The organism is Bacillus sp. FSL W8-0223, assembly GCF_038006805.1.
GTDB lineage: Bacteria > Bacillota > Bacilli > Bacillales > DSM-4216 > Bacillus_O > Bacillus_O smithii.
Genome location: NZ_JBBOVX010000001.1, coordinates 1,321,980 through 1,344,768 on the forward strand (window position 1 = coordinate 1,321,980; position 22,789 = coordinate 1,344,768).

Below are 22,789 nucleotides of genomic sequence, written 5' to 3' on the forward strand. Positions count from 1 at the left end.
AATCAGCGTGGATGCCAACATCCACGCTTGTTTGTAGTTTTTCATTAAAGGAAGCGGATGAACTTTCTACGTTCCGCCGTTTACGGAAAAAAGGAAAGAAAGGGAGAAATCGCATGGCTATCAGCCAGTTTATTCAAATACGCCGTGATTTACACCAAATTCCAGAGCTTGGTTTTCAAGAAGTAAAAACGCAGAAATATTTGCTTGAGTATCTTCAAACATTACCGCAAGAACGAATGGAAATAGAAACATGGAGAACCGGAATTTTTGTAAAAATAAAAGGATTAAAACCTGAAAAAACGATTGGCTATCGAACAGATATGGACGGGCTCCCCATCGAGGAAGAAACGGGTTTGCCTTTTCGATCCACACATCCAGGGCGTATGCATGCTTGCGGTCATGACGTTCATATGAGTATTGCCCTTGGTGTGTTAACGCATTTTGTTCATCATCCTGTCCGTGATGATCTTGTTTTTCTGTTTCAGCCTGCTGAAGAAGGACCGGGCGGGGCTTTGCCGATGATGGAGAGCGAACAAATGAAAAAGTGGAGACCCGACATGATTTTTGCCCTTCATATAGCCCCCGAATATCCGGCCGGTACGATTGCGCTTAAAGAAGGACTGCTATTTGCCAATACGTCGGAATTGTATATTGATTTAAAAGGAAAAGGGGGGCATGCTGCCTATCCTCATAAAACAAAGGATATGGTGATAGCGTCAGCCCATCTTGTCACACAGCTGCAATCGATCGTATCTAGAAATGTAGATCCGCTTGACAGCGCTGTCGTTACCATAGGGAAAATGACTGCCGGCACCGTTCAAAACGCTATTGCTGAAACGGCTCGATTGGAAGGAACCATTCGCACCCTTTCTCCGGAAGCGATGGAAAAAGTAAAAGAACGGATTGAAGCGATTCTGCATGGCATCGAGATTGCGTTTGATTGCGAGGCATCGATAGATTATGGTTGTCGTTATTATCAAGTGAACAATGATCCTGAGCTGACCAGCGATTTTATTCGTTTCTTGGAAAAGCAAGAGGATATCACATTTGTTCCTTGTCGTGAAGCGATGACAGGTGAAGATTTTGGCTATATGCTGAAAGAAATTCCCGGGTTTATGTTTTGGTTGGGAGTTGGTTCGCCTTATGGACTTCACCATTCTAAGTTAAATCCTGATGAAAAGGCGATTGAAACCGGTATTCAAGCTATCACCTCTTACTTGACCAGTTTGTCAAACCGCGAATGAAATTCGACGGATCATAAAAACGAATGGAACGGATTTGCAATAGGGCGTGCGTCTGCTGTTGGCAGCGCCGCCCTTTTCTATGTGCGCCCGGCATGTACATGAACTATAGGGTGTAAGTCCCGAACCCCGAAGACAGAAGTAGAGGTTAGCCAAGAGCAAGGGTGTCCGTGGTGACGCGGAATCTGAAGGAAGCTGGAGGCAAAACACCGGTCCGAGGAACACGAACCTCATATAAGGCTAGGTATGATGGAGTGAGTTTGCATAACAAAACAAAGCTCTTTCTGTCGAAGGTCATATCGAGTAAATGAGGCGGATAGATGGTGTGAAAGTGCATGTACTTACCCGGGGAGGTCTGGCGGATATGTGAAGTACTCTTCATAACCTACTTAGTGATAAGTAGCTGAACCGTCAGAAGTCAGCAGAGGTCATAGTATTAGTTGGTCTAGAACAACTAAGAAGGACCGAACAATTAAGAGAGAATAGCCCTTGGTATTCAGTGAGTCATGATGAACACAGAAAACGTAGTACCTCACTTGAGGGAGGAAGCGGTGAATCCCGTGGGAGACCTCTTGGAGGGTGGAGTGACCACTGGCATAAAGAGAACAGCTATTCACGGAAGTTATAAAGACTTGCGTCAATTATCTTAATTGAACCGCCGTATACCGAACGGTACGTACGGTGGTGTGAGAGGTCGGGGGTTAGTCACCCCCTCCTACTTGATTAAATGAAGGCGTATTTTTAACATTCCATTTTCAAGTTTAAATAGAAGTGCTTCCATATCATAATGGTTAAAAAAGCTTCTTTTGTAATGAAAGGCATAATATTTTGTTCCGCTAAAAAAACATGATAAACTTAAAGTGAAAATAGTAATCAATTCCAATCGTTCATGGAGTAGTTTTCCTTTTAATGGGACACAATAAAAAAGGAGAATTTCTTCCGATTAAAATTATTTCTTTTTTATACTTATTTTAATTGACTAGCAATGTATTATTTATTATAATGACAAGTGTAATCAGGAGAAAGTAATTGAGAATATCCCCGTTACTTTCTCAATAAACAATATATTAAAATCAAATGGAGGGATCTGTATCATGGCAGAACGTTTAGTAGGGAAGCAAGCTCCGCGTTTTGAAATGGAAGCAGTATTGCCAAACAAAGAATTTGGAAAAGTTAGCTTGGAAGAAAACATGAAAAATGGCAAATGGACTGTTTTATTCTTCTACCCAATGGACTTCACATTTGTTTGCCCAACAGAAATTACAGCCATTTCTGACCGCTATGATGAATTTGAAGATCTGGATGCTGTTGTAATCGGTGCTTCTACTGATACCGTTCATACCCACTTAGCTTGGATCAATACTGATCGTTCCGAAAACGGAATTGGAGAAATCAAATACCCACTTGCAGCTGACCATAACCATAAAGTAGCTCGTGATTATGGTGTTCTAATCGAAGAAGAAGGTGTCGCTCTTCGCGGTCTCTTCATCATCAATCCTGAAGGTGAACTTCAATATCAAGTAGTTCATCATAACAATATCGGCCGTGACGTCGATGAAGTACTCCGTGTGCTTCAAGCACTTCAAACGGGTGGATTGTGCCCTGCAAACTGGAAACCAGGTCAAGCTACTTTGGAAGTAAAATAAGCTTAGCTTTCGATTAGCTTATAAGAGAGTATATCCAGCTTTCCCCATTCGTCTGAACATCTCTCTAGCTTGAATTCTTCCGGTAGATTGGAAACGACAGCCGGGGGTTTCTAAGTAAGAGGAATGATTTGCAAATGGGAAGCAGGATCGTGATTGGAAGGAGGCCTAACCGAAGTCGTTAGGCCTTTTTTCAAAATGAATAAGGAGGAATATATCCATGAAATTGCGTGAACCGATGCCGGAATTAACCGGTGCAACGACTTGGCTCAACGGACAGGTGTCAAGAGACCAACTTGTAGGTAAAAAACCTACTTTAATCCATTTTTGGTCTGTAAGCTGTCATATTTGTAAAGAAGCCATGCCCCAAGTAAACGAATTCCGTGACCGTTATAAAGATAAATTAAACGTTGTGGCTGTCCATATGCCTCGTTCCGAGAAAGATTTGGATATCGATCAAATTAAGGAAGTGGCTGAACAACATGGAATTACACAGCCTATTTTTGTTGATAACGAACATAAATTGACAGATGCATTTCAAAACCAATACGTACCGGCTTATTATGTATTTGATAAAGAAGGAAAACTCCGTCATTTCCAAGCTGGCGGAAGTGGGATGAAAATGCTTGAAAAACGCGTGAATCGCGTATTGGAAGAATCCGAAAAAAGCGAATAAAGTGAAGCTATGATCATTAATGTAAAGTTTCATCTTCACTGAGGTCAGTAGAACCAATCGGGCATTTAGCGACATTTGTTCTGTACTTGCATGCTCAAAAATTTTAATCAGGTTGTCGTCGATATAGCCGACAACCTGTTTATTTTTTAGATTGAATATTCCGAATAATAATTCATATATATTGAAAGGAAAAATGCATCGACACATTAACCGATCTTACTAGATCGGTTTTTATAATGAATTTTGAATGTATTTTTGTTTGTTATCGTTGTCAACAGAACAGGGATTTTTTTCTCGTCACAGTATGATTTTATGGTTTGCTTGAGCTTATTTGGGAAAGATATAAAAAGAAAGCGGATTGTATGGAAATGAATTTCCAACAATGATGAAAATCATAGGATGGCAATCTGGCTGGTAAGGTTGCCATACATGTAGTAGGGAGGGGTCAAAGTGGTATTTGATAACGTCATGTTGAGCCGTCTATTAACTGGAATGACGCTTTCCTTTCATATTGTCTTTGCAACGTTAGGCGTGGGCGTGCCTGTGATGATTTCCTTAGCTGAGTTCATTGGGATCAAACGAAAGGATCCTCACTTTTTGCTGCTCGCGCGCCGTTGGGCGAGAGGATTTACGATCTCTGTTGCCGTTGGCGTTGTGACAGGTACGGCTATAGGCTTGCAATTATCCATGCTATGGCCTTCATTTATGGAAGTCGCCGGCCAGGTGATAGCACTTCCGCTGTTTATGGAAACGTTCGCTTTCTTTTTTGAAGCGATCTTTCTAGGCATTTATCTTTACACGTGGGATCGCTTTAAAAACCGTATTTATCATTGGCTGCTTTCCATACCAGTGATGATGGGATCTTCTTCTTCGGCACTTTTTATCACGACTGTAAATTCATTTATGAATACACCGCAAGGATTTGAATTAAAAAACGGAAAAACGGTGAATATTAATCCGATCGAAGCGATGTTTAACCCTGCTACACCTTCCAAAGTACTGCATGTGATATCGTCCGGTTATGTTACATGCGCAGTGATTTTAGCCGCAATCAGCGCTTTTGCTATTTTGCGAGGAAGAAGGGGGGAATATGAAAAGAAGGCGCTGCGGATGACCATGGTATGCACGCTTGTTTTCTCTATTTTTACGGCGTTGGCGGGAGATTTATCGGCTAAATTTTTAGCGCACCGGCAGCCTGAAAAATTGGCGGCGGCAGAATGGCATTTTAATACGAAAACAGGTGCCGATTTAATCATGTTTGGTTCATTGGATCGCCATCATGATGTCCATTATGAAATTCGCGTTCCAAAGATGTTAAGTTTTTTGTCCGGAAATTCTGTTGATACGAAAGTAATTGGGTTGAATGATTTTCCGAAAGATGAAAGACCGCCGCTGATTATCCATTATATGTTCGATTTGATGGTTGCAATTGGTGTTTTTCTTACAGCTGTTTCTGCTCTATATATTCTCTTATGGGCCTTTAAGAAAAAAGAGTGGAACAAATGGCTGTTGTGGGCGATCGTGGCTTCCGGTCCGTTGGCGGTGCTGGCCATCGAACTAGGATGGATGTTAGATGAAGTAGGTCGGCAGCCGTGGATTTTAAGAGGCTATATGAAAGTGGCAGATGCGGCCACAAAAGGAAATGGAGTGGGTCTGGCATTTACATTGTTTGCGATTTTGTATTTCATTTTGACCATTATGTGCTGTTTTGTCCTGAGTAAAATGTTTAAAAATAATCCGGCAGAAGTGGAATTGGAACGGCGATTCCCTTATGTAGATCCGAAATAGTTTCAGCGTTGGAGTTTGATTGTTTCCGAAATGGTCAGCTGATCGACAAAGTCTATTCTAAGAGGCAAATATGAAGGGAGAATGCAGTGTGTTTACTCCTTTTAAAGGACTATCAGAATGAAAGTGTTACATTCAACATTTCATCATCCAGACTTATGTATGCAAGTAGAAGGGAATTTGGAAAGGAGGATGAGCAATGAGCCTAGAAATCGTTGGAATCACTGTTTTATGGACGTTTTTATATGGATATTTAATAGTGGCTTCCGTTGATTTTGGAGCAGGGTTTTTTGATTTCTATGGAAAAATTACAAAGCAGGAACATGTCATGAATACACTCATTAGCCGTTATTTATCGCCGGTTTGGGAAGTGACAAACGTTTTTTTTGTATTTTTCTTTGTCGGCTTAGTCGGATTTTTCCCGGCGGCAGCCTATTATTATGGCACCGCTCTGTTGATTCCGGGCAGCATTGCGATTCTTTTGTTGGCGATTCGAGGTTCTTTTTATGCTTTTGGAAATTATGGATCGCGAAGAAGCCTCGTTTATTCATTTTTATACGGTGCAACCGGCTTGTTGTCTCCAGCCGCTTTATCGACGACGTTGACTATTTCAGAAGGCGGATTTATAGAGGTGAAGGATCATAAAGTGCATTTTTTGGCCAATAAGCTGTTTGCCAGCCCGTATTCATGGAGCGTTGTCTTTTTAGCCATTGTTTCCGTTCTTTTTATCAGTGCTGCATTTTTGACTTACTATGCCGACCGGGCGAATGACCTTAAGGCAAGAACGTTGTTGAGAAAGTTTGCTCTCTTTTGGAGCCCTCCGACTATTTTAGCAAGCTTACTCGTATTTTGGGGTCTTAAAGTCCATAATCCTGTTCATTATGACAGAGCTCTTGATTATTGGTGGATGTTTGCCTTATCGTTAATTTGCTTTCTGACAGCTGTTTATTTTATCTACCGTCAAAAACGATTTGGCACTGCATTTATTTTCGTTATGCTGCAATTTTTCTTTGCCTTTTTTGGATATGGAGTCTCACATTTACCGTATATTTTATATCCTTTTATTACCGTGCATGAAAATGTGACCAATCCGGCAATGGGGACCTCATTAGTGGTTGCTTTTATATTCGGGCTTTTGCTTTTAATCCCGTCTTTAGTTCTGCTTATGAGACTATTTTTGTTCGATGCGGATTATGTAAGAGGGAAAAAATGAATGTGATTGAACGTAAGGATGCTATTCATAAGAATCGTTGTAGTGGCTTTTAATAAGACTCAGAACAATGTCCAGAGCCCTTTAAAACAAGCATAAACCTCCTTTTTTCTAAGGAGGTTTTGCTTGTTTTAAACTTCCATAATAATTGGAAGGATCATTGGGCGCCGTTTCGTTTTTTCATATAAGAACGGTGCCAAGGTGTCGGTAATTTCGTTTTTTATTTCCGACCATTGAGAAGTTTTTCGTTCCAACATTTTGTTGATATGCTTCGTAATCATCGCTTGAGCTTCGTTGATAAGATCACCGGATTCCCGCATATAGACGAATCCGCGTGAGATGATATCAGGTCCTGCAGCGATTTTAAATTCTTTCATATTGATGCTGACAACGACAATGACTAAACCTTCTTCCGATAAAATTCGGCGATCTCTTAATACGATATTTCCGATGTCTCCGATTCCGCTTCCATCAATATAGATGGAACCAGAAGGGATTTTTCCTGCGATCGTTGCCGAATTTTTTCCAAGAGCCAGCACATCGCCGTTATCCATTAAGAAACAATTTTCTTCCGGGATACCACAATCCATTGCCAGTCTTGCATGCATTTTTTGCATCCGATACTCACCATGGATCGGCATGAAAAATTTCGGTTTAATGAGGCGGAGCATTAATTTTTGCTCCTCCTGTCCGCCGTGTCCGGATGTGTGAATATTATTCAAGGATCCGTGAATCACATCGGCACCTGCTCGATAAAGCAAATTGATGGTGCGGTTAATGCTGATCGTATTACCCGGTATTGGCGAAGAGGAGAATACGACCGTATCTCCTGGCTGAATTTGAATTTGCCGATGGGTTCCATTGGCGATTCTTGAAAGAGCAGCCATCGGCTCTCCTTGGCTTCCCGTACAAAGTATGGTGACTTTATGGGCAGGCAGGCGATTAAGCGTTTGAGTGTCAACAAATGTATCTTTCGGACAGCGAATGTAGCCAAGCTCTTGCCCGATTTCAATAGCCGATTCCATGCTTCTTCCAAAAACGGCAATTTTCCTGTCGTTTTGAACCGCTGCTTCAGTTACCTGTTGGAGACGGTGAATATTTGAAGCGAATGTGGCAAAAATAATCCGGCCTTTTACTTTTCGGAAAATAGCCTCAATGCTTTCTCCTACCCGCCGTTCCGACATTGTAAATTCAGGTACTTCACTGTTTGTGCTGTCCGATAGCAGGCATAAAACGCCTTCTTTTCCGATTTCCGCCATTTTGGTTAAGTTGGCAGGTTCACCGACGGGAGTAAAGTCGAATTTGAAATCTCCCGTATGAACGATATTCCCGGGAGGCGTTTTAACAACAATTCCGTATGAATCCGGAATGCTGTGTGTTGTCCGGAAAAAGGTGACAGACGTTTTGCGAAATTTAATCACGTCATCTTCGCGAATTTCATGCAGTTTCGCTTGTCTTAATAGACCATGTTCTTCCAGTTTATTTCGAATTAAACCAAGAGCCAATTTTCCTCCGTAAATCGGAACATTGACCTGCCGCAGAAGATAGGGGATGCCACCGATGTGATCTTCATGGCCGTGGGTAATAAATAAACCTTTAATCTTATCTTCATTTTTGACTAAATAGCTGTAATCCGGAATGACGTAGTCAATTCCCAGCAGTTCGTCTTCCGGGAATTTGATTCCGGCATCGATAAGGATGATTTCATCTTGAAACTGTACGCCATAAGTGTTTTTTCCGATTTCGCCCAATCCTCCTAAGGCAAAAACGGCTGCTTGATCATTTTTTACAAATTTCATATATGTCTATTTCTCCACCTTGAAGTCTTCTCTTTGTTTTTCATATTCCAAATAGGCCCCTTCCAGCGGCTGAATATATTCGATACTGATGGGGCGATCTTTTAATTTTTGGCGTACATCCCTTTCAGAGTCTGCTTCTATAAACAAAGCGACTGTATTTTCGCGAGTTGGAACCTCCGTGTTTGATTCTTGATAGTAAACTTTGTAAATCAATGTACTCACTCCTTTGCCGTTTTTAGTAACTTTTTCTATTATATAAAAAGTTATTAACTTTTTCATGCATTTTCATAGCGCCAAAACATTTCCAATAAGTTCCATGAAAAAACTGTTCATAAAGATAGCCCTCCCAAAAGAGAAGGGCGGTGCCAAAAACTAAGCGATAGACTTTTTGCGTAATAGGTCTTTCCACTGTTTTAGGAGCTTTTTTTTAAGCTTCTTTAACATAGTGGATCACTCCCTTGCCTTTATTGTACTACAAACTTGTCCAAAGGAAAAGCCGCCCTTAAGATGGCCAGCATTGTCATTTACGTCTCTCCCACATTGGTTTATATACTGTTGATAGTATATGGAATTGACCGAAAAATTTGCATTGCCCGTGTTGGAACATTTAACCTATTTGACAAAATGGTGCTTGTAGTTTACCTTAACCATCAAGTAATGATTCTATGTGAGGAGTTTGAGTGATGAGTAAAATAGTCTTTTTTGACATAGACGGCACATTGTTGGACCATGAAAAAAAACTACCCGAAAATACGAAAAAAGCGATTCAGTTGTTAAAGCAAAGCGGGGTGTACACTGCGATAGCAACCGGGCGGGCTCCGTTTATGTTTGCCAATTTAAGGGAAGAATTAGAAATCGAATCTTTTGTCAGTTTTAATGGCCAGTATGTTGTGTTTGAAAACGAAGTGATCTATCATCGGCCTTTTTCTGTTGACCAGATGGAACGGTTGGAAAAAGAGGCAAATGGCAGAAATCATCCGCTCGTATTTATGACTGACAAAACGATGAAGTCGAATATACACCATCATCGCTATATAGAAGAAAGCTTGGGCACATTGAAATTTTCACATCCGGAATACAGTCCTCATTATTATCGAAATCATGATATCTACCAGGCGCTATTGTTTTGCGAACCTGGTGAGGAGGCTTATTACGAAGAACGTTTTCCCGACTTTCGTTTTATCCGCTGGCATGAGTATTCAGTGGATGTACTACCTGCAGGCGGTTCTAAAGCGGAAGGGATTAAAAAGTTGATCGCAAAGCTTGGCTTTCGTATTGAAGACGTTTATGCGTTCGGTGATGGATTGAATGATATCGAAATGCTTCAAACAGTAGGCACGGGCGTTGCCATGGGAAATGCATTGCCTCCTGTAAAAAAACAAGCGGATATCGTTACGAAAGATGTGGCTGAGGATGGAATTTATGAAGGATTAAAAAAGCTGCAGCTTATTTAAATCATCTTTCCCAAACGGCGACTGACGTCGACCTCTAAAAAAGGTTATACCCTTTCCATTTTGGCTATGGATGAAAAATGATCCGCAGTCTTCATGGAAAGGGTTGGCCTTTTGACCATTTCACTGCTTTTTTAAAGGGAAACTTTTTTTGATTTGAAAAGTGACGATTAATCTTATTTTTTCAGCGCGTAATCGCCACTGCATTGTCAATAGGTGCAAATGGATTTTCTTTATTAATATGATCGTAAAACATGATACCGTTAAGATGATCAATTTCATGCTGAAAAACAATTGCCGGTAGACCTTTTAACCGCAATTTGATTTCGTTTCCTTCCGAGTCATACCCTTTTACAGTCACTCTTGCATATCGAGGTACATAGCCCGGAATCGGTTTATCTACTGATAAACAGCCTTCTCCTGAAGCTAAATACGCTCTTTCCACTGAATGGCTTATAATTTTCGGATTAAAAAGCGCATAGCTGTAAAGTTTTTCATTTTCGTCTTCCACATGGACAGCAATCATTCTTTTGGAAACGTTGATTTGCGGCGCTGCTAGTCCAATGCCTGGCCTTAATCCGTATCGTTCGGCGATTTCCGGATCTTGGCTATTTTTTAAATACTCGATTAAACTCTCTAGTATTTTTTTATCTTCATCGGACGGCGGCAGTGAAACTTCCTCAGCGACTTTTCGCAAAGTTGGGTGTCCATCACGAATGATATCTTTCATGGTTATCATGAAAATTCCTCCTTTCGACAGAAATTTACAACTGCCGTAATTAAGTCTAACAAATGATCATTCATTTGTTAATGGTTTTGTCCCGCGCGAAAAGCGATTTCTATCCATACTTCTAAATTCTCAATGGTCGAATCAACCAATTATAATTTAATAAACGCTCATTGTCGATAAATGACCTCTAAAACCAGTATACGCTTCTAGTGAAACCAGATTTCTTCCTTGGCTCCATATATGGGCAGAAATGAGGAAGAAGTGTACAACAGCTGATTTTGAACCGGAAACAACGCCGTATTACTTCTATATAACAGAAAGATTTAAACGAACCGTGTTTATAAAACAGATTATTATATTTGAATAATACAGAAAGAAATAATGAAAGAAAAACTGCTATTTTGTTTGACTTTTTAAAGAAAAATGGTTTAAACTAGGTTCGTAAAATGAAAATTGTACTAATGAAAATACGGAAAATGAATGGTACAGTTTGCGGTGCTTTTTCATACTTAGGCAGATTCACTCATAACCATCGTCATCGTCGGGGTTAGGAACTGTTATTTGGGGGTATTCTGTTACTAAATATGAACATTGTTATGGAAGAAAGGAAGAGGTGACACGAATGAGTGCTAAAGCAAACAAGGCACCACTTGATGTGAAGAAGAAGATAAAAGCGATAGAAGATCAATTTGAAATGTTTCAAATTTTAAATGAAGAAGGAAAGGTCGTTAACGAAGCAGCGCTTCCTGAATTAACGGATGAACAGCTTCAAGAGCTGATGCGGCGGATGGTATTTACACGCATTTTGGACCAACGTTCCATTTCTTTAAACCGTCAAGGCCGGCTGGGCTTTTATGCTCCTACGGCAGGTCAGGAAGCTTCTCAAATTGCTTCCCATTTTGCTCTCGAAAAAGAAGACTGGATTGCCCCTGGATATCGTGATGTACCGCAGATTGTATGGCATGGTGTTCCGTTATCACAAGCGTTCCTATGGTCTCGCGGACATTATATGGGAGGACAAATGCCTGAAGGAGTTCGTGCACTTCCTCCACAAATTATTATCGGTGCTCAATATGTACAAACGGCAGGAATTGCACTTGGATTGAAAAAAAGAGGAGAAAAAGCTGTAGCTGTTACATATACAGGTGACGGAGGTTCCTCACAAGGGGATTTCTATGAAGGAATCAACTTTGCGGGCGCGTTCAAAGCACCAGCTATCTTTATTGTTCAAAACAACCAATTTGCGATTTCTACGCCAAGAGAAAAACAAACAGCAGCTAAAACCATAGCTCAAAAAGGGGTTGCGGCAGGAATCCCAAGCATTCAAGTGGACGGAATGGATCCATTGGCTGTTTATGCGGCTGTGCGTGATGCAAGAGAACGTGCCGTTAACGGAGAAGGACCGACACTGATTGAGACGATTTGTTATCGTTTCGGACCTCATACAATGTCAGGTGACGACCCAACTCGTTATCGTTCATCTGAACTAGATACAGAATGGGAAAGAAAAGATCCGATTGTACGTTTCCGCAAGTTCCTTGAAGGCAAGGGATTATGGAACGAAGAAATGGAAAATGAAACAATCGAAAAAGCAAAAGAAGAAATTAAAGCTGCCATTAAAAAAGCTGACGAAGCTCCAAAACAAAAAGTGACCGATTTGATTTCTATTATGTACGAAGAGCTTCCTTATAACTTAAAAGAACAATATGAATTATATAAAGAAAAGGAGTCGAAGTAAGCCATGCCGCAAATGACAATGATCCAAGCCATCAATGATGCGTTACGTACGGAATTAAAGAATGATGAGAACGTTCTAGTTTTTGGTGAAGATGTCGGCGTAAATGGCGGGGTTTTCCGTGCGACAGAAGGCCTTCAAAAAGAATTTGGAGAGGAACGGGTATTTGATACACCGTTAGCGGAATCCGGAATAGGCGGTTTATCCATTGGGCTTGCTCTTCAAGGATTTCGTCCTGTTCCTGAAATCCAATTCTTTGGATTCGTCTATGAAGTAATGGATTCCCTGAGCGGACAAATGGCTCGTTATCGTTACCGTTCCGGCGGAAAATTTTCTATGCCTATCACCGTTCGCACTCCTTTCGGCGGAGGCGTTCATACACCAGAATTGCATGCAGACAGTTTAGAAGGGCTGGTAGCCCAACAACCTGGTCTGAAAGTGGTGATCCCTTCCACACCTTATGAAGCGAAAGGGCTCTTAATCTCAGCCATTCGTGATAATGATCCAGTCATATTCTTGGAACATATGAAATTGTATCGCTCTTTCCGTCAAGAAGTTCCTGAGGGTGAATATACGATTCCGCTTGGGAAAGCAGATGTGAAGCGTGAAGGAAAAGACATTTCCATCATCGCTTATGGAGCAATGGTACATGAAGCATTAAAAGCTGCTGAAGAACTAGAAAAAGAAGGATACTCTGCAGAAGTAGTTGATTTAAGAACGGTCAGCCCTCTTGATGTGGAAACGATAGTGGCTTCCGTTGAAAAAACAAATCGGGCGATTGTTGTTCAAGAGGCACAAAAACAAGCAGGTATAGCTGCAAATGTTGTAGCAGAAATTAATGAAAGAGCTATTCTCAGCTTGGAAGCTCCTGTTCTTCGTGTAACTGCTCCGGATACTGTATATCCTTTTTCACAAGCCGAATCGGTATGGTTGCCGAACTTTAAAGACATTGTCGAAACTGCTAAAAAAGTGCTCAAATTTTAATGGATGACCGTTATGAGGATGGGTTATGCTCCCCTCTTTTACGGAACTAGACAATTTTTAGGAGGGTGAATACATTGGCATTTCAATTTAAATTACCGGATATTGGTGAAGGGATTCACGAAGGTGAAATCGTTAAATGGTATGTGAAACCTGGAGATAAAGTAAGTGAAGACGACGTACTTTGTGAAGTGCAAAACGACAAAGCAGTGGTTGAAATTCCTTCTCCGGTGGATGGAACGGTAAAAGAAATCCTTGTTGAAGAAGGAAATGTTGCGGTTGTTGGAGATGTATTAATCACATTTGATGCGGAAGGTTACAGCGATGACAATGCCGCAGAAGAAAATCAAGGATCAAAAGAAGAAACTCCTGCTGAAAAATCTCAAAACGTACAAGAAGCAGCAGCAAAACAAGAGGCTCCTCAGCCTGCTGGCCAACCTGAAAAAGTGGATTCCGATCGTCGTGTAATCGCGATGCCATCCGTTCGTAAATATGCTCGTGAAAAAGGCGTGGATATTCGTCAAGTAACTGGTTCCGGTAAAAATGGACGCGTATTGAAAGAAGATATCGATCAATTCTTAAGCGGAGGAGCACAACCTGCAGTTTCAGAACAAACGACAACAGAAGAAAAAGCTGTCGAAGCAGCCACTCCTGCCCAAACCGTCGTTTTGGAAGGAGAATTCCCTGAAACTCGCGAAAAAATGAGTGGAATTCGCAAGGCGATTGCAAAAGCGATGGTTAATTCCAAACATACTGCTCCACATGTGACTTTAATGGATGAGGTAGATGTAACCAAACTTGTTGCTCACCGCAAAAAATTCAAGGAAGTGGCAGCTGAAAAGAATATCAAGCTTACATTCCTTCCATATGTAGTTAAAGCACTCGTGAGCACATTGCGTGAATTTCCAGCTTTAAATACATCTCTTGACGATGAAGCAGGGGAAATCATCCATAAACATTATTACAATATCGGTATTGCAGCTGATACAGAACGCGGCTTGCTTGTCCCGGTTGTAAAACATGCGGATCGTAAATCGATATTTGCTATTTCTGCTGAAATACAAGAACTTGCTACAAAAGCCCGTGAAGGAAAACTTTCTCCAGATGAAATGAGAGGAGCCTCTTGCACAATCACGAATATCGGTTCTGCTGGAGGACAATGGTTTACGCCTGTTATCAATCATCCAGAAGTAGCTATTTTAGGAATTGGAAGAATTTCTGAAAAACCTGTAGTTAAAAATGGTGAAATTGTAGCCGCACCTGTGTTAGCATTATCATTGAGCTTCGATCATCGTATGATTGATGGAGCTACCGCTCAATATGCGCTGAATCATTTGAAGCGTCTATTGAACGATCCAGAATTATTACTAATGGAGGCGTAATCAAAATGGTAGTAGGAGATTTCCCAATCGAAACAGACACTATTGTCATCGGCGCAGGTCCTGGGGGGTACGTCGCTGCAATCCGCGCTGCTCAATTAGGGCAAAAAGTAACCATCGTTGAGAAAGAGTATGTCGGGGGCGTATGTTTAAACGTCGGCTGTATTCCTTCAAAAGCGCTGATTTCAGCCAGCCACCGTTATCATGATGCGCTGCATTCCGATTCTCTTGGAATTAAAGCGGAAAATGTGACAGTTGACTTTTCCAAAGTACAATCTTGGAAGGGAAGCGTTGTCAAAAAATTAACGGGCGGCGTTTCAACCCTTTTAAAAGCAAATAAGGTTGAGATTGTAAAAGGTGAAGTGTATTTTGTCGATGCGCACACTGTTCGGGTGATGGACGAGAAATCAGCCCAAACATATACATTTAAAAATGCGATTATCGCAACAGGTTCTCGTCCGATCGAAATTCCGGCTTTCAAATTTTCAAAACGCGTGTTAAATTCTACTGGAGCCCTTGCACTTGAAGAAGTTCCTGAAAAATTGGTTGTCATCGGCGGAGGATACATCGGAACGGAACTTGGAAACGCATTTGCCAACTTTGGAACAAAAGTGACGATTCTTGAAGGCGGCGACGAAATTCTTCCTAATTTCGAAAAACAAATGTCTTCCATTGTCAAACGCAATTTGAAGAAAAAAGGTGTTGAAATTTTTACAAATGCGTTGGCAAAAGGTGTCGAAGAAAAAGAAGATGGCGTCGTAGTTACGTATGAAGTAAAGGGAGAAGAAAAAACGATAGAAGCTGATTACGTACTTGTAACAGTGGGCCGCAGACCTAATACGGATGAATTAGGAATTGAGCAAGTCGGCATTGAATTAACAGAAAAAGGTCTTATCAAAATTGACAAACAATGTCGTACTAATGTTCCAAACATTTATGCTATCGGAGATATCGTTCCGGGGCCACAGCTTGCACATAAAGCTTCTTATGAAGGAAAAATAGCAGCTGCAGCTATTGCTGGACAGCCGGATGAAATTGACTACTTAGCTATTCCTGCAGTTGTATTCTCGGATCCCGAACTAGCAACAGTAGGATATACTGAACAACAAGCGAAAGACGAAGGAATCGAAATTGTGGCCGCTAAATTCCCGTTTGCAGCAAATGGACGGGCTCTGTCGCTTGACAGCACGGATGGATTCTTGAAATTAATTACCCGCAAAGAAGACGGTCTTGTCATCGGTGCTCAAATTGCGGGACCTGGAGCTTCGGATATGATTGCTGAATTAGGATTGGCGATTGAAGCTGGTGTAACAGCAGAAGATATTGCCATGACTATTCACGCTCACCCGACATTAGGGGAAATTACGATGGAAGCTGCAGAAGTGGCTTTAGGCACACCAATTCATATTGTCAGATAACCTGTTCGGATAAACCCTTAGCACGGTTCAATGTGCTGAGGGTTTTCTCTTTTTTCTAGAGGTTTTAATGAAATATCGTTTTTCCGTTCATATAATAAAGTAATACAGTCGAGAGGGCGTAAGTATCAGTATGTAACAGAAAAGAGTGGACGAACATGGCATTTTATTTCGTTTTTTTGCTGCAATTAATCATTTGGAGCGGTTACATGTTAGCGGCATGGTTGTCTGAAGGTGACCGTGCTCGCTTTCAATGGTTGATGTTTTTGGTTTTTCTCTATTTGGGGATTTTAGTGGCGAAAAAATTTATTCCTTCCAATAAGAATGTGATATTAGTTACAATCTCTAGTCTAACGGCATTTGTGCTTATCCAATATGCTCTGGATATAGTGTTTCAAACTCCTTTTACACTATGAAACACATAAAGGGTCTACACATTTATTTTTAATGTGACATACAAAATAGGCTTGAAAAAATAAATGTGTTATATTATTATAGATACATAGAGATGAACCGATTACAAACTTACACGAAAGGAAGTTGGAAGATGGGGACCATTGTTTGCAAGTCCTGCCTCTCAACCATTGATCATTTTGAAGATGAAAAAGTAACCGTTTTATATTCTGATTGTGGCTGCAACGAAGAAGAAGAATTGGACGACTAAGTCATATTCCCTTCTAATTTCAGTTTTTCATTCATTTATCATCATCACCTTTACTTTCACATAGAATGCCCGGCATATTTTATGCTGGCTTTTTTTTTGCCCATTTTTCTGCTATGTGTGGAAATTGCTTTGGCTGAAATGCTTTAACACAGTCTGCCGACCTAATTTTAAAAAGAAAACGTTTATGACTATGGTACGACCTAACGCTATTTACAAATTTCACTATACATTTTTCCCAGTCAAGCTAAGAGGTTAAGCTGATGGTGCCGGCGAATTTTAAATCAACGATACAATAGATGAGAGAAATGTAGACAGGAACGTCATTTTTCATCTGTTCAAACAGAAACGAACTGAAGTGAAAACGATCGATTGGAAAAATAGATTTCTTTAAGTATGGGAGTTTTTAAAGGGGGGTGTTTTTCAAAAAAACGGAAGGCATTTCACCTTCCGTTTTTGAACGCTGATCATTCAGAAAGGAAATGAATGGACTTTCATAATAGTCGTCATCCAATACCGAAATTTATCTTTTTCGGGGTCCATTGTCGCATAAAGCAGCTATCGTTTTGACGTTATTTACGAATTATTATGCTGCTGTCTAATTGGCGGCTGTGTAATAAATAGCCGTTTTTCGGTAAAGTGAAGGTCCGTTTGAAACTGAGAAATTGAATCTAGCGTATAGCTTCGAATTCTTTGATGACTCTTAATGTTTTTAATTCCGGGTCTTCCGGGCCTTGGACAGGCAACCCCGCTTCCATGTTTTTTCGAATATAGGCTAAATTTTCTTCTGTAATAATTTCTCCGGGTATGAAAATAGGAATACCTGGAGGATAGACCATCACAAATTCAGCTATGATTCTACCGGCTGATTTTTCAAAAGGAACGATTTCTGTCTCCGCGTAAAAAGCATCCCTAGGGGTTAGGGCAAGATGGGGAATATCCGGCAGTAATACTTCTATATGCTTTTCTTCCGCATCATGTTGAAACGTTTCGGATAAATGTTTGAGCGCATTGACTAATATGGTTCCTTCTTTTTCTGTATCGCCGGGTGTAATGATGCAAAGGATGTTATATAAATCGGATAGCTCCACTTCAATTTGATAAACTTCACGGAGCCATTTTTCGGCATCATGTCCGGTAATTCCTAAATCTTTTACGGAAATAGTCAGTTTTGTCGGGTCGTAATCAAAAACAGCTTCTGAGTCGAGAATTTCTTCGCCTACACAATACAAATATGGAATTTCATTTATTTGTTTACGAATGTTTTCTGCTAATGCGATCGTTTGGTCTAAAAGTTCTTTTCCTTCGGTCGCAAGACGTTTCCGTGCGACATCCAATGAAGCGAGCAGCAAATAAGAAGTTGACGTTGTCGTCAACATGCTCATGATCGATTGGACTTTATTAACGGAGACTAATCCTTCCCGAATGTTTAAGATCGAGCTTTGTGTCAAAGAACCGCCTAATTTGTGGACGCTCGTAGCCGCAAGATCTGCCCCGGCTTGCATGGCCGAAATAGGCAAATCGTCATGAAAATGAATGTGGGCGCCATGGGCTTCATCCACTAAAACGGGAATGTTGTAAGAATGGGCAATCTCTACAATTTTCTTTAAGTCTCCGGAAACGCCGAAATAAGTAGGATTTATGACTAAAACCCCTTTAGCGTCTGGGTGTTGTTTTAACGCTTTTTCCACTGCATCGGCAGTAATACCGTGTGAAATACCGAGACGGCCATCAATTTCCGGGTGGATAAAGATCGGAACAGCACCGGAAAAAATGATAGCGGACATGATAGATTTATGAACGTTTCTAGGAATGATGATTTTATCGCCAGGTCCACAAACGCTCATGACCATTGCCATAATGGCGCCGCTTGTTCCTTGAACGGAAAAAAAGGAATAGTCTGCTCCGAATGCTTCGGCTGCCAACTTTTGCGCCTGATGAATCACGCCTTTTGGATTATGGAGGTCATCAAGTGGGGCAATATTAATCAAATCAATGGATAACGCATTTTCGCCGATAAATTCTCTGAATTTCGGATCCATTCCCGCTCCTTTTTTATGGCCGGGAATATGGAACTGTACAGGATTTTTTTTGGCATGCTGGACTAATGATGTAAACAATGGTGTATCAAACTGGGACAATTCAACAATCACCTCTTCATGTAAGCTAAAACAAATGAATTATAGCATGGGAGTTGGGATTTTCCTAGTTTTATTTGTAACCAATTGTGAAAAGAAAAAGGACTTTGAAAGGTAAAAGTAGAATAAATAAGTGTCGGGAGGGATTAACTTGAATTGGGAAACTCGTGTAACCAAATTGTTAGGGATTCAATACCCGATTATACAAGGCGGATTAGCCCATCTTGCCTATTCTGAACTGGCAGCCGCCGTTTCTAATGCTGGTGGATTAGGTCAAATTACGGCCATGTCGTTAGAAAAACCGGAAGATTTACGGGAGGAAATTCGGAAGGTAAGAGGATTAACTGATAAACCATTTGGAGTCAATTTTGCAATTGGGCAGCACAATCGTTCTTTTTCACATTTTTTGGAGATTGCTGTAGAGGAAAAAGTGCCGGTCATCACCATGACAGGCGGCAATCCTGCCCCTATTTTCGATCAGCTTAAGGGAGTAGATGTGATTAAGCTGGTCTTAGTGGCGGCTGTAAGACAGGCGCAAAAAGCGGAAGAACTTGGCGCCGATGCAGTCATGGTCGTCGGCCAAGAAGGTGGAGGGCATTTAGGAAAGAATGACATCGGAACATTCGTATTGACGCCAAAAGTGGTTGACAGCGTCAGCATCCCGGTCATTGCGTCAGGTGGAATTGGCGATGGCAGAGGGCTTATGGCTGCTCTCAGTCTTGGAGCTGAAGGAATTGAAATGGGTACAAGGTTTATCGCGACAAAAGAATGCGTCCATGCCTCCGAATTATATAAAAACTACCTTATTCAAGGGACTGAAAATGACACAGTAGTGATTAAACGAACTTTAGGTGCGCCTGGAAGAGCCATTAAAAACAGCTGGACAGAAAAAATTTTGGAAATAGAAAAACAAAATGGGGGCTATGAACAGCTGAAAGATTACATAAGCGGTGAAGCCAATAAGCGTTTTATATATGAAGGAAAAGCAGATTCCGGCTTTGCATGGGCCGGGCAAGTGATGGGATTGATCAAGGACGTTCCGTCTGTCAAAGAGTTAATAGAAAGAATGATTAGAGAGGCGGAGGACATTCGCCGAAAATGGGCATACTAAAGTTAGCAAAACAGAATAAGCAGGTGGAATAATATGAAGGAATATTCTTATCCGTTTTCATTTGATTGGTCCACTCAGGAAGTCATCGATGTGATCAAATTTTTTCGAGCTATTGAAGAAGCTTATGAGAAGGGAATTGAACGAGAAGAGCTGATGGCTGCTTATCGCCGCTTTAAAGAAATCGTTCCGAGCAAATCGGAAGAAAAAAAGCTTTGCAACGAATTTGAAGAATCGAGCGGCTATTCTTCTTATCACGTCGTCAAAAAAATGAAAGCTTTAAAACCGGGCGATAAGGTGTACATGGACCAAAAGTAGTCATAACAATAGGGCTAGGCGTCCATTCTACCGTTTTAGATCCTGCAACTTTGGTAGAAGGGGCTTAGCCCTTTGTAGTGATGTTAAACCTATCGATCATGAGGTGTTTGTCCATCTTAGGGGATTTGAAAGGAATCATTGAAAACTTTTGCGTGATGGGGTCTCCTTTTTTCTCGTCTGAAATAAACAGATTTACCGCAACATCATTATGTAAACCACGTTTTCTTATATCAGAATAAGCAATTTTTTTATTTTAGCTAAAGCCGAACAATCCTGTTTTCTACGGATGCGGCACACTATTTGTCGGTTGAAATCGCCGTTTGTCTGTATGCCAGTTTGTATAGAGGGATTAATTGTACAAAGACATCCTCAATCGTATTCAAAAGGTCTGTGCTGTTTAAACGTACGGCTTCATCTTTGGGAATATGCAAACCGCAAAGAGCTTCCGCTTTTTTGACGAATTGGAGTCTTTCAAACAATTGAACCAGTTGTTGGTCGGACAATTCGTTCGATTGGATGACATTTGGTTTCGTGTGATCATCGGACCATACAAAATGCGAAGGGATCCGTTTTCGAATCGCAGATACTTCATTTTGAAAAGAAGCGCCGATCTGATCTTTATTGGGAGCTTCATTTATGACAGCGAACCAGATAAATAAATGCGTTTCCCAAAGGCCGATTTGAAAATGAGGGAGTTTTTTGTATCCACGTTTACTTGAAGAAAAAGCAACCCATGTATCATTGGGCGGGTTGATGGTACGGCGGGCATGCTTTGCCACATGATAATGCATTTCATCTCCCGTTAAGGTGCTAAGCGTCGGTGCAAAGTATTTCCCTAAAAATTCGAGTTTTGGACGAACGAGTCTTTTGATCGCCTCCATTCGGGCATCCAAGCCAGGAATTTGAAATACTTGAAAATCTTCATTCGAAAAACCGGTAAAGTTCATCTTTGTCCCTCCTTAAAGATTGAACATATTTTATCATAAAGGGCTTTGAAAATTAAATTTTCTTTTAGGCAGCGAGACATTTTTGTTACAAGTTATCATACCATTTCATATGATGTACTAACCATAAGTTGATTTCGAGGGAGTGTTTCTTCAATGAAACATTTGGTGAATGACTCGAAGAAAAAGAAAACACAAGAAAAGTTGGCCGTCATTCGTATGGAATTGGATTATGAATTAGCCGTTTTGTTTGAAGCTATGGAGCAAAACGATAAAGAAAAGATGGACAATGTGAAAACAAAATTACACGCTTTGCGTGAAGAATTGGTGCGGTTAGAATCGTTGTTGTGAAAAAACAGGGAAGATAAAAAGAAAAGAAGGCGGACCCGAAACGAGAGTTTAAAGGTTTTTTTTTGTGAATTTCACAACCGACATTTTTCCTTTTAAAGGAGTGATAATTAAAAGAAATGAATGCTATGGAGTTCTGATTGAAAAAATAATTTTAAAGAAATGAAGATTGAAAGAGTGAGAGCAGCCGTCTAATATTTGGTAAGATAGAAATAACAAATGCATTTCCCAAGTGAAGATCAACGAAAGAGGAGATTGAAGAGGTGATTTGCATAGCAGGGATCTTTTGATATTCTAATCGCTTGCCATGAAGAAAAGATCGTTTTTCATAAATATCCATGATTAATGACAATGATGACAGATGTATCAGTTAGGAGGGATTAAGTTGGTATTTTACTCGAAAAAAGGACCCGTTAGTTCCATCCTGACATGGCTGTTAATCATTGGAAGTATCGCATTGCCGATAGCTGTCCACTTAGAGTTAGGTACTATAGCGGAGAATCTAACTGTTGCGGACAAAATTTTATTAACAGTCATCTGTAGCTTATTTACATTCTTTTTGCTTTCAGGATGGTTCCATACATTTTACATTTTAACTGACAAAGTCTTAAAAGTTAGAGGAGGAATTTTTAGTTGGACAATTCCTCTTGAAGAGATTGAAGTGATTACTGAGTCTAAAAATCCTCTAGCGGCACCAGCTCTATCACTTGATCGTTTACAAGTAGTGTACGGGAAATCGAAGTTCATCTTAATTTCTCCTAAAGACAAATCGTTATTTTTAAAACAAATAAAAAAAATGAGACCAGACATAATCATTGAAGTTAAACGGTTTTAGGTTATGTACAAATTTGCGTAAAGAAACCGTTTTACAGTTACATATTGATTGAAGAAGCCATAGAGAAGTATTAAAATGAGTGGAAGAAATAAGTATTAGAACCAATGACGAGCAAATGAAAAGAAACTACCCTGCAGAAAACAAGGTGGTTTTCGGTTTATACTTTACATAAGATTCTGTAGGCTTACAAGGCTTTTACAAAAGCTTCAACGGATTTTGTCACAGCAGCGGGACGGAATGACCTTTCTAAATGTTTGAAGATCTCATACGCCACATATACTCCAATAGGAACTCTTGGAGTTGTAACTATAAATTCTTTTGTTGATGGTAATTCCAGAACAACCTTCTTTGTCATCAATAAAACAAGCCTGCTGCTGTGGCCGGAGAACCGA

General features: G+C 40.5%; 21 protein-coding genes. 16 read left to right on the forward strand and 5 right to left on the reverse strand.

Annotated features, from left to right (window positions below):
- Window positions 1-113: 113 nt before the first annotated feature.
- From NST81_RS06555 to NST81_RS06575, 5 genes are all read left to right on the forward strand, one after another.
- Window positions 114-1,244, forward strand: coding sequence for an N-acetyldiaminopimelate deacetylase (locus NST81_RS06555; RefSeq protein ID WP_048624415.1), 1,131 nt, complete (start codon window positions 114-116; stop codon window positions 1,242-1,244).
- 1,091 nt (window positions 1,245-2,335) lie between these two features.
- On the forward strand, window positions 2,336-2,887 hold the full coding sequence (locus NST81_RS06560) for a peroxiredoxin (protein WP_048623060.1): 552 nt from the start codon (window positions 2,336-2,338) through the stop codon (window positions 2,885-2,887).
- A 217-nt stretch (window positions 2,888-3,104) separates the two neighbouring features.
- Window positions 3,105-3,560: a TlpA family protein disulfide reductase gene (locus tag NST81_RS06565; protein ID WP_328202288.1), complete on the forward strand. Its 456-nt coding sequence runs from the start codon at window positions 3,105-3,107 to the stop codon at window positions 3,558-3,560.
- Between the two features lie 450 nt (window positions 3,561-4,010).
- A complete protein-coding gene (locus NST81_RS06570) occupies window positions 4,011-5,348 on the forward strand; it encodes a cytochrome ubiquinol oxidase subunit I (protein WP_341028987.1) in 1,338 nt (445 codons plus the stop codon).
- Between the two features lie 196 nt (window positions 5,349-5,544).
- Window positions 5,545-6,558, forward strand: coding sequence for a cytochrome d ubiquinol oxidase subunit II (locus NST81_RS06575; protein ID WP_048623062.1), 1,014 nt, complete (start codon window positions 5,545-5,547; stop codon window positions 6,556-6,558).
- Window positions 6,559-6,686: 128 nt separating this feature from the next.
- On the opposite strand, the gene rnjA is transcribed toward NST81_RS06575, so the two are convergent.
- Together rnjA and NST81_RS06585 are read right to left on the reverse strand one after the other, a co-directional pair.
- Entirely contained in the window at window positions 6,687-8,354 is a 1,668-nt protein-coding gene (gene rnjA, locus NST81_RS06580; protein ID WP_003354402.1) for a ribonuclease J1, read from the reverse strand.
- A 6-nt stretch (window positions 8,355-8,360) separates the two neighbouring features.
- Window positions 8,361-8,567 carry a DNA-dependent RNA polymerase subunit epsilon gene (locus NST81_RS06585; RefSeq protein WP_003354403.1) on the reverse strand — a complete coding sequence of 69 codons (207 nt, stop codon included), beginning with the start codon at window positions 8,565-8,567 and terminating at the stop codon, window positions 8,361-8,363.
- A 470-nt stretch (window positions 8,568-9,037) separates the two neighbouring features.
- Between NST81_RS06585 and NST81_RS06590 the strand changes: the two genes are divergently transcribed.
- Entirely contained in the window at window positions 9,038-9,808 is a 771-nt protein-coding gene (locus NST81_RS06590; protein ID WP_327803216.1) for a Cof-type HAD-IIB family hydrolase, read from the forward strand.
- A 181-nt stretch (window positions 9,809-9,989) separates the two neighbouring features.
- Here the strand turns inward: NST81_RS06590 and def are convergent, their stop codons facing one another.
- Window positions 9,990-10,544, reverse strand: coding sequence for a peptide deformylase (gene def / locus NST81_RS06595; RefSeq protein WP_003354407.1), 555 nt, complete (start codon window positions 10,542-10,544; stop codon window positions 9,990-9,992).
- Window positions 10,545-11,157: 613 nt separating this feature from the next.
- Between def and pdhA the strand changes: the two genes are divergently transcribed.
- The 6 genes from pdhA to NST81_RS06625 all read left to right on the forward strand — a co-directional run bounded on the left by pdhA (window position 11,158) and on the right by NST81_RS06625 (window position 16,709).
- Window positions 11,158-12,273 (forward strand): pyruvate dehydrogenase (acetyl-transferring) E1 component subunit alpha, encoded by a 1,116-nt coding sequence (pdhA, locus tag NST81_RS06600; RefSeq protein WP_040341479.1) that lies wholly within the window; start codon window positions 11,158-11,160, stop codon window positions 12,271-12,273.
- A gap of 3 nt (window positions 12,274-12,276) precedes the next feature.
- On the forward strand, window positions 12,277-13,254 hold the full coding sequence (locus NST81_RS06605) for an alpha-ketoacid dehydrogenase subunit beta (protein ID WP_341028990.1): 978 nt from the start codon (window positions 12,277-12,279) through the stop codon (window positions 13,252-13,254).
- A 74-nt stretch (window positions 13,255-13,328) separates the two neighbouring features.
- Window positions 13,329-14,633: a dihydrolipoamide acetyltransferase family protein gene (locus NST81_RS06610; protein ID WP_341028993.1), complete on the forward strand. Its 1,305-nt coding sequence runs from the start codon at window positions 13,329-13,331 to the stop codon at window positions 14,631-14,633.
- Window positions 14,634-14,638: 5 nt separating this feature from the next.
- Window positions 14,639-16,048: a dihydrolipoyl dehydrogenase gene (lpdA, locus tag NST81_RS06615; protein WP_341028995.1), complete on the forward strand. Its 1,410-nt coding sequence runs from the start codon at window positions 14,639-14,641 to the stop codon at window positions 16,046-16,048.
- Window positions 16,049-16,203: 155 nt separating this feature from the next.
- Window positions 16,204-16,461, forward strand: coding sequence for a hypothetical protein (locus tag NST81_RS06620; protein WP_048623065.1), 258 nt, complete (start codon window positions 16,204-16,206; stop codon window positions 16,459-16,461).
- A gap of 131 nt (window positions 16,462-16,592) precedes the next feature.
- On the forward strand, window positions 16,593-16,709 hold the full coding sequence (locus NST81_RS06625; RefSeq protein ID WP_048623066.1) for a GapA-binding peptide SR1P: 117 nt from the start codon (window positions 16,593-16,595) through the stop codon (window positions 16,707-16,709).
- Window positions 16,710-17,377: 668 nt separating this feature from the next.
- Here the strand turns inward: NST81_RS06625 and NST81_RS06630 are convergent.
- Window positions 17,378-18,847: an aminotransferase class I/II-fold pyridoxal phosphate-dependent enzyme gene (locus tag NST81_RS06630; protein ID WP_341028997.1), complete on the reverse strand. Its 1,470-nt coding sequence runs from the start codon at window positions 18,845-18,847 to the stop codon at window positions 17,378-17,380.
- A gap of 148 nt (window positions 18,848-18,995) precedes the next feature.
- Here NST81_RS06630 and NST81_RS06635 point away from each other — a divergent pair, with 148 nt between their 5' ends.
- Together NST81_RS06635 and NST81_RS06640 are read left to right on the forward strand one after the other, a co-directional pair.
- Window positions 18,996-19,955, forward strand: a complete 960-nt coding sequence (locus tag NST81_RS06635) for an NAD(P)H-dependent flavin oxidoreductase (protein WP_341029000.1) — start codon at window positions 18,996-18,998, stop codon at window positions 19,953-19,955.
- Window positions 19,956-19,988: 33 nt separating this feature from the next.
- Window positions 19,989-20,270 carry a UPF0223 family protein gene (locus tag NST81_RS06640; protein ID WP_003354417.1) on the forward strand — a complete coding sequence of 94 codons (282 nt, stop codon included), beginning with the start codon at window positions 19,989-19,991 and terminating at the stop codon, window positions 20,268-20,270.
- A gap of 296 nt (window positions 20,271-20,566) precedes the next feature.
- Here NST81_RS06640 and NST81_RS06645 read toward each other — a convergent pair whose 3' ends face one another.
- Window positions 20,567-21,217, reverse strand: a complete 651-nt coding sequence (locus NST81_RS06645) for a YktB family protein (RefSeq protein ID WP_048623069.1) — start codon at window positions 21,215-21,217, stop codon at window positions 20,567-20,569.
- A 153-nt stretch (window positions 21,218-21,370) separates the two neighbouring features.
- Here NST81_RS06645 and NST81_RS06650 point away from each other — a divergent pair, with 153 nt between their 5' ends.
- Both NST81_RS06650 and NST81_RS06655 read left to right on the forward strand, forming a co-directional pair.
- The gene (locus NST81_RS06650) at window positions 21,371-21,565 is read left to right on the forward strand and encodes a hypothetical protein (RefSeq protein ID WP_003354419.1); all 195 of its coding nucleotides are present in this window, start codon (window positions 21,371-21,373) and stop codon (window positions 21,563-21,565) included.
- Between the two features lie 382 nt (window positions 21,566-21,947).
- Window positions 21,948-22,397: a PH domain-containing protein gene (locus NST81_RS06655; RefSeq protein WP_048623070.1), complete on the forward strand. Its 450-nt coding sequence runs from the start codon at window positions 21,948-21,950 to the stop codon at window positions 22,395-22,397.
- The last annotated feature ends 392 nt before the right edge of the window (window positions 22,398-22,789 follow it).